Raw genomic sequence first — 13,173 nt, forward strand, 5'->3', positions numbered from 1 at the left:
TTAGGTTTGTTAGCACAACTAAAATACGAAAATCCCCGAATTATGCCAAATACGCGCATATTCGGGGATTATTTTTTGATGCAAAGTACTGATATTTAATATCTTAACCCTTTAAAGGGAAGCCTATATATTTATAGGGTGAAAAATAGGAATTACTTCGCTGCCATCATTCTCAGCTTGGTATTTTGGTTGCGAATACGCTGACACAGAATCCGGATGATGTTGCGTAATACTTCTCCGCGCTCGTCCATAAGGTCGTAAAAATCAGCTTGGTCTACCCGAAAAAGTTGAACATCGGAGAGTGAAACCACCGCCGCCGAGCGCGGTTCGGCATCTAGCAATGCCAGCTCCCCAAACACATCTCCCCGGCCAAAAGTAGCTAGTTGTACCTGCCCGTCGTAGATGCCCACTTCGCCTTCATAAATCACAAACATACTCGTACCTAAATCGCCTTTTTCAAAAATGGTCTGCCCTTCAAGGTAGTTCACTTCCTTCATGATAGGCGCAATACTGCTCAATACGTTTTCGGGAGTTTCGGCAAAAAGATCGGTATTTTTTAAGACCATAACACGCTCCGTAATTGAAACTTTGGCGGTGGCAGATGAATGACTCATGAGTTGTAAATCGGGATAATTGAATAATTGAGCGGGCGATACACCACGCAAGGTAAGGCGAATGGTCCAGTACGTAAAGTGCCGCGCCCCTTGTTGAAGAATATAATCTTTAATGGAATCTTTTGCTGAAAATATCCCCATTTGAACATCAATTCGGTTGATTTTCTCCGCATCCGACACATCGTCGAGCAACGCGTGCAAACTCCCGTACACTTGGCGGGGCACGCTGTTTTCGAGTAGTTCAAGCGAATTGGCGCGCCGCTCGCGCGAGCTGTGCAGCACACTGTTTTGGGTACTGGCAATCAAATCGGGGTCATAGCGCTGCATCAAAAGGCCAAAAATACGCTGAATCGTCACCTCCTGTTCATACATAAGGCTATTTTTGAGATCGGCCTCAATGGATTCTGCCTGTCCATGTAATAGGCGCTGAGCCAGCAAAAGTTCTTCATGAAGTAGTTTTTCAAACAACGATGCCTCTTTGGAAGTATCAAAATTTCGCAGTGCGTGCAAGGCCGCCGTTCTGACCGAAACATGAGGCCGTTGAAGCAATTGTAACAACAACTGATACGCTTCTTTGGACTGCATTAACGCACAAACTGCCACAATACGCCTCTCCAAATCAGGTGATGTAATTTTTGTGAGTCGTTCGGTCAAGAGTGGCAACGCTTCTTTTTCTACACTGGCCAGGCTCTTGGCCGCCAAACGCCAAGAGTTCTTTTCCGAAAGAAAATCTACCAGTTGGGCGCTCAATACTGCACTCGGCAATACCCCTGAGGTCTCAATGGCGGCCCGCACAACCTCTACATCAGGATGCACAAACGACTCTTTGACAAAGTCAACGTAGCGCGTCAGTTTCAGGGAACGTACAATTGTCAGGGTAGCTAGTTGGCTGTTGGCGTTGGAATTTTGACGCATAGCTTCCAGCGCGGTCAGGGCAAAAGATTGGTTTGGCTCCCCAGTCAAAAGCCCCAAAATGGCCCCCTTCCTAACCGCCATATCGGGCGTATACAACAACTCATTACCAATTGACGGGGTATTTTTACTCACAATCCGCGCGGCAACTTCCCGGATAAGCGGCGAATAATCTTCCAAAGCCAGCTTCTTTAATTGCGCTGGCTTTAGCTCTAGCCCCAACTTATCAACGGCTTCGAGGGCCGCCAACCGTACTCGGTCGTCGCGGTGGGTAAATAGTTCGGTGATATAATCGTGCAATTTAGAATGCGGAACCCCGTGCGCCGGCGTACTGCTCAGCCATTCTACCGCGTTGATGACCTCTTTGGGTTTATCGCTGTGAAGATTTTTCAACACCGCTTTGACAGCCTCATCGGGAATCGCCAAATCTTCGGCGGCCACAAATCGTTTACTGAGTGCTTCCTGCAACGTGGCCACGTACTGAAGGTAGGTACGGCGCAAAAACCAAAGTGCAAAAACCGCCCCCACCACAATTTCCTCCACCAAAAACCACTGTCCTCCCTGCCACCAATGGTGACTTAAATAAAGCATCAGCCCACCTAAACCAAGCCCCAACGGTTCATAAAATCCCTTGGCAAGGGTATGTCCACGCAAGCGTTGATGAGGAGAAAGCGGCTGAAACAGCACCAAGAAAACGGGGTCAAAAAGAGCTCTTCGTACTACTTCAAAACCCAGATACACAAAGCAATAAGCCACCAATTGAACCGATTCATCATATCCCATCAAGAAAATAACGCCCAAGCTGACCGCCACCCCCAAACCACCCACGGGCAGCAACGCCAGTACTTTGTTGATACCGAAGTAATCGATGGTCTGCCGCGACACGACCAGCTTCACAAACGTCGCCAACAGGTAAGTCAGGGTCAGTACGCCGCCGAGATAGGTCATCACTTCGGCCTGACTATGGAGTTTATATTTAACATTGATAAAAAAGGCGTATTCAACGCCCGTTGCCATGATGGCAACAGCGGTAAGGCTAAGGCACATGGCAAAAATCAACTCACTCCCACCAAACAACTGAGTAATGAGGCGGGGCATAGGACGCCGCCGAATGGGAGCATCACTGCCATGCGCGGTGGTCACGTGGTGCGAGCGAAAAGTCAAAACGGCCGTATACATGGCCGCCCAAAAGAAACCAAATGCCAAAAACAACATGAATATCAGTTCGGTATGACCATGAATCAAAACCGCCAGCATACCGCCGAGTGCCTTGGCGGGCATATCGCCCGCGCTGATTACGCCAAACAAGCGTTTGCTTTGACGCACGTCAAAAACCACCGCTGATACTCCCCAAAATTCAAGATTGGTGAGCAGATAAATAGAGCGAAAGCCCACCATAATGGCCACCGCCGCCGTGACCGAATGGCCAAATATGACCAACAGCAGTATAACGGCCGTAAGCACAATCACCGCCCACAAAACCCTGATAACTAACTGATTGAGTCGAAGGTGATGCTCAAAATAAGTATACACTTTTCCGATAACCATCATCCCTACTGCCGATGCCATATAGGCCAGCGGCAGACTGCTCTCGGGGTGGTTTTCGAGCAGGATGACATTGGCCGATACGTAGATCAGCATCGTGCCGAAACCCAGAAAAAAATGATGTAAAAAGAACAAACCGACGGTACGAATTTCATCGGCTCGCACTCCTAACGAACGGTACAGGGAAGCTGAAGACATAAAAAGTAATCAATATTCGACAAAAATACAGATATTGGAGAAAAAACAACGGCAAGAGTCGTTTTATGACGCTTAATCATTTCAAAACCTTTTTCCAGCTATGAATTTTGTCACTCCCTTCATGGTTGCTTTTTTCTTACTGCCATTTATTCAAAAATTTTTACAGACCAAAGAGCGTCTCCCCGAGTGGGACCAACGCCTCAAATACGCACGCTTTGCGGCGTTTGGTTTGTTGGCAGTTGAAGTAGTAGCGGATACTGATTTTATCTCCCCCCCCGTTTTTTTTCTTCTCTTAATCATTGCGTCCATTCCAGCCTATTTATTAAGAAATCAAAGCTCCGCGTCCCGTTTGCTGCTCTGGATGATTGTGCCATTGGGATTGGCTTTTTTGATTGATAATATGGGCGAATATTGGGTGCCGAAATTCCATAAAAAACACCATAATTTTTTTGAGTCGCTCAAAGGCATTGCCCTTACTGCCAGTTTTATTTTGGCGTTAGTAGCCCGAAATCAACAAAAATCTTTTGACAAAGCCATCAAAGAAGAGCGACTCAAACGCGAACAAGAAGAAGAAACCAATCGGATTCTGGAAGCCAAAAAACTGGATTTGGAATCGCAGGTGGCGGCCCGAACCGCCGAAATAATGCAGCAAAAAGAAGAGCTACAACACGCACTCGACGACCTGAAGGCTACGCAGGAACAACTTATTCAGTCCGAAAAACTGGCTTCTTTGGGAGAGCTTACGGCGGGGATTGCGCACGAAATTCAGAATCCACTCAACTTTGTCAATAATTTTTCGGAAGTATCCGCCGAATTGGTAGAAGAATTGAAAGGCGAAAGAGATAAAGATGAAGCCCAACGAGACGCGGGCTTGGAAGAAGAAATCCTCAACGACCTTGTGCAGAATCTCCAAAAAATCAACTACCACGGCAAGCGCGCCGCCAGCATTGTTACGGGTATGTTGCAACATTCGCGCGCGGGCTCGGGCAAAAAAGAACTAACGGACCTCAACGCCCTCGCCGATGAGTACCTCCGCCTGAGCTACCACGGATTACGCGCCAAAGACAAATCCTTTAATGCCCATTTGATAACCGATTTGGACCCTCAGGTCCCCAATATCGAAGTCGTTCCGCAAGATTTGGGGCGCGTATTTCTAAATTTGATTAACAACGCGTTTTATGCCGTTCATAAAAAAAACACCTTAGGCTTAGCCAACTATGAGCCCACCGTTTGGGTAACCACAAAAAAGATAGAAGACGAAATACATGTTTCAGTGAGAGACAACGGGACGGGGATTCCCGAAGAAGTTCAGTCCAAAATTTTCCAGCCTTTTTTCACCACCAAACCTACGGGTCAGGGTACGGGCTTAGGACTTTCATTGGCCTACGACATCGTAACCAAAGGCCACGGCGGCGAAATGGAAATGGAAAGCATCGAGGGAGAAGGAACTACGTTTATGGTGAGATTACCCATCAATTAAAGGTCAGAACAAACATGAAAAAGTGGCTTGGTCTATTTTTGCTGTCGCTCATCACGCACGCGGCCTTCGCTCAACCCAACATTAACCCACTCCTCGCCGACAGTCTGAAACGAACCTTGACCCAAGCCAAAGAAGACACCAACAAGGTCTTGCTTCTGGTCGAACTGACCCGCTGTTATACCTCTATTGATTCCGATGTAGCCTTGCAATATGCCCGGCAGGCAAAAGCCCTGACCAATCGCCTCGATTTTGTGAAGGGAAAGATTGTCGTCGGTATTGCAGAAGGATTTATTTTGGCGCATACCAACGAATATGCGAGCGGCCTTGCCATCCTGATGGATACCCGACGCCTTGCTGAAAGATTTGGAACGCCCCAAGAAACCGCCGTCATTTTGGCCAACATTGCGTTCATTTATACCATGAGCAAAGACAATACAAAGGCGGCTGAATACCTTGAACAAGCAAAAATCATCCAAAAAAACCACCCCGTTGCCGACATTCACTTAACGCTCGGCGTGATTTACCAAGAAATGGGCCGCCTCGATACCGCACTCGTAAACCTCCACCAAGCCTATCAAACTGGCCTAAAATACCAATTACCAACGTACGTTACTTCTTCTGCTTATTTTTTGGGGACTGCTTATGCCGCCTCTGGCCGACCCGATAGTGCGATGGTCTATTACCGCCGAACGCTTGCATGGAATCGAAAATTCAACATTACAGGGGTCAATGCACGGGCGTATCAGGGATTGGCTAAGGTCTATAAAGATAAAAATCAGTTGGACTCAACCCTTTTTTACGGAAAAAAAGCCATCGAAGAAAACGGAAACCACGCGTACCATCTGCCCACGCTTATCGAGGCTTCGACCTTGTTGTCGCAAGTATATGAACAAAAAAACAACCTGCGCGAAGCTTTTCATTACTTTAAAATAGCAATGGCGGCCAAAGACAGCCTCAGCATACAGGAAAAAAACAGTCAAATCAAAAAACTGGCCTACGAAGAAGAAGAACGGGAAATACGCACCAAACGGCGGATTGAAGCCAATAAAGCCGCGTTGCAGAGTCAACTCCAAGTGTATGCTTTATCGGGGATATTGGTAGGGGTGGCGTTATTAGCTTTTATTTTATACCGCAACAATCGCCAAAAACAAAAAGCCAACAATCTTTTACACCGCCAAAAAGAAGAAATAAATCGTCAACATGAGAAAGCCGAAGAAGCCCTCATTGCGCTGAAAGCCACCCAAAATCAATTAATACAATCCGAAAAGCTGGCCTCTCTGGGAGAGCTTACGGCGGGTATCGCCCACGAAATTCAGAATCCGTTAAACTTCGTCAACAATTTCTCAGAACTGAGCATTGAACTAGCCAAAGAGCTAAAAGTCGAAAGGTTGAAGGGCCAAGAAGAAAGGGACGAAGAATTAGAAAATGAATTGGTGGACGACCTTATCCAAAACCAAGAAAAAATCAACCTTCACGGCAAGCGGGCGTCGAGCATTGTCAAAGGGATGTTGGAGCATTCGCGCACATCAACAGGCGAGCGCGAATTGACTGATATAAACCAACTAGTCAATGAATATCTGCGCATTGCCTACCACGGCATGAAAGCAAAAAATCCGAACTTTGAGAGTGATTATGAGCTCATTGCAAATGAGCACCTCCCAAAAATTCAAATCATCCCGCAAGAAATAGGGCGAGTATTGTTGAATCTAATCAACAATGCTTTTTATGCGGTGCAGCAACGAAAAACCCTGTCAGGGTTAAATTCCTACCAACCCAAAGTGACGGTTTTGACCCAAGCCACCGACACCCATGTTGAAATCAGGGTGACCGACAACGGCAACGGCATGTCGGAGGCCACAAAAGCCAAAATTTTTCAACCCTTTTTCACCACCAAACCTACTGGCGAAGGCACTGGACTGGGGTTGAGTTTAGCGTATGATATCATAACAAAAGGACATGGAGGGACAATGGAGGTAGAAAGTGTAGAAAATGAGGGAACAACATTTGTGGTACAATTGCCGATTCACTAAAAAATTGCTTTGTATATGTTCACGACCTTCTATCTTCATTTTTTAGAAACGCTAGAGTCATCCACCTCCAAAAACCGTCGGGTAGTAAAACAATCCTCCTCGTATTTCATTACATTTGTCTAAAAACAACCCATTTCCACCTCAAAACGGCGTTTTTTGAATGAAGTATGCCTTTCTTTCTTTCCTGCTTTTATGTTGTAGTCAGATTTTTGGACAGCAAGTGCCCGCGCTACGTCCCTTTTCTGAGAATGGCAGCACTTTGAGTAAACATTGGAAATGGCACGCGGGCGACAACCCCCAATGGGCGCAACCGACATTTGATGACCAAAAATGGTCAGACATTCAGCTCGACCAAAGCATTCATCATTTGCCCCAAATTCGCCAAGCACAGCTCGGATGGTTGCGGCGCCCCATCCGCGTCAATGCTTTGTTGGTCAATAAACCCTTGTGTTTTTATATTCGTCAAGTAGGGGCGGCCGAAATCTACTTGGACGGCAAACCCCTTGATACATTGGGAGTTGTGAGCAACTCTCCTTCCCAAGAAATCACACATTCCATTGCCAAAGTTATACCATTCAGTTTATCAGACACCAACCAACACACCATCGCAGTTCGGTTTTCATTTACAAAAAATAATTTTTATTACCCTGGCTCTAATCAGGAAACGTTTACGCTTAAGGTTTTTGAAACAAAAAGCCTCGGCTCCTGGATTCGTAAAACCTCCAGTCGAACTTCAGGTTTTCTTTTTTTTAGCATCAGCCTTTTTCTAGTTTTCAGCATTTTACATTTTTTATTTTATCGTTCAAACCGTTCAAAAACGGTAAGTTTGACGCTCGGGTTTACCATGCTTACGTTTGCGCTTGCCTTTGTTGCTGAAAGTTTAGAAACACAACTACAAACTACAAGCCATCAGCAAATCGGCGAGTTGACCACCTTCATCACATTTTATTTGGGCATAATCCTCATCAACGTATCGCTTTATCACTACCTACATCAGCCATTCAGCTACTTTTTCTATATACAGGCCATATTAATAGCGGTAAGTTTGGTGTGCATGGTCATAGAAGCAGATGTGCCGTATGGACTGGCGGTATGGCCCCCTTTTCTGCTGATTTTTACCGATTTTATCCGGGTAAGCATTTTGGCCGAACGACGCAAAGATTCCAACGCCAAAGTGCCGATTTATTCGTTGGTTGTGGCGGCGGGCTGTCTGGTCTTAGCCATTGTATTTTTTTCCATTGCGGGGGCTTTTGTAGGTTTTAACAACACCCAAAACGGCTACTTAGAATTTGTCGTTCTCGTCGCTATGCTGCTTATCTTTGTGATGCTTTTCAGCATTCCCGTCGGCTTATCATTTTCGTTGGTGCGCGAATACTCCCGTACCCATCAGTCATTGCGCAAAAAGATTCAAGAACTGGAAAGCCTTTCGGCCAAAAGCCTAGCGCAAGAACAAGAAAAACAACACATTCTGGCGGTCCAAAACGAAACCCTCGAACGGCAGGTGGCCGAGCGAACCAACGAGCTTAAAGCCTCCATCGAACACCTCAAAACCACCCAAGACCAACTCATTCAGTCCGAAAAACTCGCCTCTTTGGGTGAGCTGACGGCGGGAATTGCCCATGAAATTCAGAATCCGTTGAATTTTGTCAATAACTTTTCAGAAGTCAGCATTGAACTTCTGAAAGAACTGAACGAGCTCAAAGAAGAAAAAACGGCAAAAGGCGAAGGACCCAAAGAAGATGAACTGGAAACGGAGCTTTTGGGGGATATTGAACAAAATTTGCAGAAAATCAACCACCACGGTAAACGCGCTTCTTCCATCGTGAAGGGAATGCTCGAACACTCCCGCACGGGCTCAGGCAAGAAGGAACCCATCGACATCAACACCTTGGCCGACGAATACCTGCGTTTGGCCTATCATGGGCTACGCGCAAAAGACAAGTGTTTTAATGCTGATTTTAACCTAGACGCCGCCGAAAATCTGCCTAAAATCAACGTTGTTGCGCAAGATATAAGCCGGGTTTTGCTCAATCTTATCAACAACGCTTTTTATGCTGTTCAGCAAAAAAAGGTGACAGACTTATCCAACAATTATCAACCAGCGGTGTGGGTCAGCACACAGCATATCACCGACAAAAATGCGGTAGATTGGGTCGAAATACGCGTAAAAGACAACGGAACGGGAATTCCTGAAGAAGTGCAAGACAAAATTTTCCAACCTTTTTTTACCACCAAACCCACCGGACAAGGTACTGGACTGGGATTAAGTCTGGCTTACGACATCGTCACCAAAGGCCACGGCGGCGCTTTAGATGTGGAAAGCCGCCAAGGTGAAGGAACGGAATTTATCGTTAAATTGCCCGTTTGAGAATAATTAACAGCCAACCCATGAAAAATCGCTTATTCATTCTCTTATTTCTGCTCATTCCCCTAGTCCACGTTGCCGCACAAAGTATTATCACCATCGACACCCTGCCCCAAAAAGGCTTTGTGCTCGACAAAAATTGGAAATGGCACGCGGGTGATAATCCCGCATGGGCCGACCCCGAGTTTGACGACAGCGGATGGTCGGATGTCAACCCCACCGACGATGTGGGCAACATTCCCCAACTGACGCAAAAAAACATCGGCTGGTTCCGAACTACGCTGGAACTTTCGCCGATGGTGGCCCAGAAGCTGACCACACTGCTAATCAGCCAAAGCGTAGCTTCTGAAATTTACATCAACGGACTGCCCGCGCGCAAAATCGGTACTGTCAGCACCGACTCCGAAGCCACCCGAGCCGTCAATATTTTCAAGACCAACGTCATCGGCCTCCCCTATTCCGTCAGTTTTCCGTTCGTTCAGATTTCCATTCGGGTTGCATACGAACACAGTTCTTTCTACAACCGCGTGGGTTTCAGCAGAAACCACTGCCTCAAGGCCACCGTTATCGAAACATCCTACGCCAGCGATGTCAATAAACATCAACGCCACCAAACCTACTACGGCTGGTTTCAGGTAGGCGTATTTTTTATCCTTACGTTTCTGCATTTATCCTTTTACATACTCTACCGCACCCAACGCGCCAACCTATATTTTTCATTTACGACCTTTTTTTTGGGCCTCGCTTTTCTCTGCATCCCGCTGACGTTCGATTATTTTGAGAACCTCTCCGACTACTTTGTGGCCGAATTTGTCCAAACCATTGCCTTTCCCATCGCTTACCTGTTTCTGATTCGGGCCATTTATAAGATTTACCATCAGCCCACCGGCATTCTGTTTTGGTTGATTGTGGTGTTTGGGGTGTTAGTGGTTATTTCGTTGTTTACTCCTTATTCATTAGGTTCCATTTGGGCCGAGTTGGGCACCGAATTGTTGATGACTGCCGAAGTCATTCGCGTCACGGCCTTGGCGCTGCGCCGCCACCAACCCGGAGCGCGGCTCATCATGATTGGAATGGGGATTTCGCTGGTGATGTTTCTGTTGTTTTACATTGATTTATTACTCAAAAACAATGGTTCTTACCCACTTTTTGAGCAATGGTTGGGCGGTATCGTCACGTATCAAATTGCGGTTTTGTGCGTTCCCTTGTGCATTTCGCTGTATTTGGCCATCAGTTTTTCCAGAACCAACAAAGAGTTGATTGAAAAACTTCGCGAAAACAACGACCTCAGTAAGAAGACCTTAGCACAGGAACTGGAAAAACAGCACTTGCTGGCCGTCCAAAACGAAACCCTCGAACGACAAGTAAAAGAGCGTACGGCGCAATTGGAAGAATCGTTGGAAGAACTGAAAGCCACCCAAAATCAACTCATTCAAAAAGAAAAAATGGCTAGCTTGGGCGAGCTGACGGCGGGGATTGCCCACGAGATTCAAAATCCGCTGAATTTTGTCAATAATTTTTCGGAGATAAGCATCGAATTGTTGGATGAACTGAAAGAAATCAAAGAAGACAAAAAGACCAAAGGCGAAGTAGCACAAGCCCATGAATTGGAAGAGGAGCTTTTGGGAGATATTGAACAAAACTTACAGAAAATCAACCACCACGGCAAGCGCGCATCTTCCATCGTGAAGGGAATGCTCGAACACTCTCGTATGGGTTCAGGCGAACGACAATTCACAAACCTCAACGCCCTCGCCGATGAATACCTGCGCTTGAGTTACCACGGCCTCCGCGCCAAAGACAAAGGCAACGCGGCGGATAGATTTAACGCCGATTTCAAAACTGATTTTGACGAAAACCTGCCCCCCATCAAGGTGGTACCGCAAGACATCGGGCGCGTATTATTGAATCTAATCAACAACGCCTTTTATGCCGTTCAGCAAAAAAATGGGGCAGACCCGACCGATTTGTCGGACTCCCATCACCCAATGGTTACTGTCTCTACCCGTAAAAAGGGGAATCGGGTTGAAATCAAGATAAAAGACAACGGCACGGGCATTCCTGACGCGGTCAAAGAAAAGATTTTCCAGCCCTTTTTTACCACCAAACCCACCGGCGAAGGCACGGGTTTGGGCCTGAGTTTGGCGTACGACATCATCACTAAAGGCCACGGCGGCAGCATCGACGTCATCAGCACAGAAGGTGAAGGCACCACATTTGTGATTAAATTGCCGTACGAAAAAACGTAATTTTACCTTTTGCAATCATTTATCCGAAAGTACATCAGCCTAAACGAAAAACGCTCTTTCTCCGTGACTCATTCATTCTACCGTATCATCGTTTCCACCACCCTGTTTCTGGTTAGCTTACAGGGATTTACGCAAAAAGAACCCAAAGATTCCACCAAGGTCAAACTGGGGCCTCTCTTCAAAAAAGAGGATATGTTGGAGCTTAATCTCACGACCAATTTCAGCTCCCTCATGAAAGACCGGAAAAATGCCAAGCAGCCTTACCGATGGGCAAAATTGGAATACAATCGAAAGAAAAAAGGGGAAATAGCCCTGAACATCAGGGTGAAAGTAAGGGGGAATTTTCGGCGCTCGCCCTCCAACTGTACGTTTCCTCCGTTGTTACTAAATATTCCGAGCAAGAAAGATAAAAATACCATCTTTGAGCGTCAGAATCTGCTGAAACTGGTGACGCATTGCCAAAACGAAGAGTATATTTTTCAGGAATATTTGGTCTACAAAATGTATAACCTGCTCACCGACGACAGTTTCGACGCCCGTTTGGCCAGGGTCACTTATCAAGATTCGGCTGGCAAACGCGAAACCGAAACCCGATTTGCCTTTTTGCTCGAAGATGAAACCTTTCTAGCCAAACGCAACAAGGCCAAAAATATGTATCGAAAACAAATTCCTATGTACATCATCGACTCGGTCAGTATGGCTACGGTGGCGGTTTTTGAATACATGATTGGTAATTCAGACTGGTCGGTACCATATTTGCACAACATCAAACTGTTAGACAAAACCACTTACATCACGGCGGTTCCTTATGATTTTGACCATTCAGGCATTATTGAGGCCAAATACGCCCGCCCGCCCCAAGCCCTCAACCTATACTCAGTACGGGAGCGCATTTACCGGGGCATTACGTATTCGCCAGCGGTGTATCAACAAGTATTTGATAATTTCAGGCGGGTAAAACCGCAGATTTACGCCTTGTACGAAAACAATCCTCAGCTCGAAAAAGGCTACATCAAGCGCACCATCAACTACCTCGACGAGTTTTATAAAACCATCGACAATCCCAAATCAATCAAAGAGGTATTTACGGTAGAAAACGGCACCAAACCCACCATCAAAAACGGCAACTAAGCCCAATACAAGGTGATAAGATAGCAAATCAACACCATCGGAAACCCAAAGATAAAAATCGTGTAGGCGATTTTTATGCGTCGGTATTTACGCTCCATGACTTTGCCTTGGGCGTAAATATTTTTGATGAGACTGTCGTGCAATCGGTCTTCTTTGACCATCATCTCTTTCATCGCTTTTTGGTATTCTTCCAACGTGAGGGCCGTATAATCGGCAAAAAACAGCAAATCCATCTTGTGCACATTCTCCGCGTCCAGTTTTTGCGATTGGGGTTTTACCGAAGGACGCGTAGCCAAAAGCGCCACCGTAATGGTCGACAAACACACCACCACGAGCAAGCACGTAGGTATAATCAGGTAAGCATTATCAAACGATTCGCGCACCATAAAGGAGGCCATAATCGAAATAATAATGGCATTGACCGACACCAACAGGCCCGCTTTCTGGTCGGCCAACGTGCTCAGTTGCATGTGGTTGGCCAAGGTAGAGCGGTACATTGTTTCAACAGTACGGTCAGCCTTCTTTTTCTTGTCTTTTTTGGTTTTGTCCTTAATTTTTTCAGGTTTGGCAAATTCCATCGGTTCCTGCTCCATAAATGTTGGTTGTGTCTATGCTGATTTTGTGAATACGCAATTTAAGAATATATTTA

7 protein-coding genes are annotated in these 13,173 nt (G+C 46.2%); 5 read left to right on the forward strand and 2 right to left on the reverse strand.

Features of this window, described 5'->3' with window-relative positions; genetic code table 11:
• Positions 1-152: 152 nt before the first annotated feature.
• Positions 153-3,269, reverse strand: a complete 3,117-nt coding sequence (locus DVG78_RS28825) for a cyclic nucleotide-binding domain-containing protein (RefSeq protein WP_114464483.1) — start codon at positions 3,267-3,269, stop codon at positions 153-155.
• A gap of 100 nt (positions 3,270-3,369) precedes the next feature.
• Here DVG78_RS28825 and DVG78_RS28830 point away from each other — a divergent pair, with 100 nt between their 5' ends.
• The 5 genes from DVG78_RS28830 to DVG78_RS28850 all read left to right on the forward strand — a co-directional run bounded on the left by DVG78_RS28830 (position 3,370) and on the right by DVG78_RS28850 (position 12,524).
• Positions 3,370-4,749: an ATP-binding protein gene (locus DVG78_RS28830; protein WP_114464484.1), complete on the forward strand. Its 1,380-nt coding sequence runs from the start codon at positions 3,370-3,372 to the stop codon at positions 4,747-4,749.
• A gap of 14 nt (positions 4,750-4,763) precedes the next feature.
• Positions 4,764-6,779, forward strand: a complete 2,016-nt coding sequence (locus DVG78_RS28835) for a tetratricopeptide repeat-containing sensor histidine kinase (RefSeq protein WP_114464485.1) — start codon at positions 4,764-4,766, stop codon at positions 6,777-6,779.
• Positions 6,780-6,939: 160 nt separating this feature from the next.
• A complete protein-coding gene (locus tag DVG78_RS30455) occupies positions 6,940-9,147 on the forward strand; it encodes an ATP-binding protein (protein WP_229598344.1) in 2,208 nt (735 codons plus the stop codon).
• Positions 9,148-9,167: 20 nt separating this feature from the next.
• A complete protein-coding gene (locus DVG78_RS30460; RefSeq protein ID WP_114464486.1) occupies positions 9,168-11,393 on the forward strand; it encodes a sensor histidine kinase in 2,226 nt (741 codons plus the stop codon).
• Between the two features lie 9 nt (positions 11,394-11,402).
• Complete coding sequence (locus DVG78_RS28850; protein WP_229598345.1) at positions 11,403-12,524, forward strand: hypothetical protein; 1,122 nt, start codon at positions 11,403-11,405, stop codon at positions 12,522-12,524.
• Here the strand turns inward: DVG78_RS28850 and DVG78_RS28855 are convergent.
• Positions 12,521-13,117, reverse strand: coding sequence for a Pycsar system effector family protein (locus tag DVG78_RS28855; protein WP_147277200.1), 597 nt, complete (start codon positions 13,115-13,117; stop codon positions 12,521-12,523). The genes DVG78_RS28850 and DVG78_RS28855 overlap by 4 nt on opposite strands.
• Between the last annotated feature and the right edge of the window lie 56 nt (positions 13,118-13,173).

It is taken from the genome of Runella aurantiaca (genome assembly GCF_003339505.1).
Classification (GTDB): domain Bacteria; phylum Bacteroidota; class Bacteroidia; order Cytophagales; family Spirosomataceae; genus Runella; species Runella aurantiaca.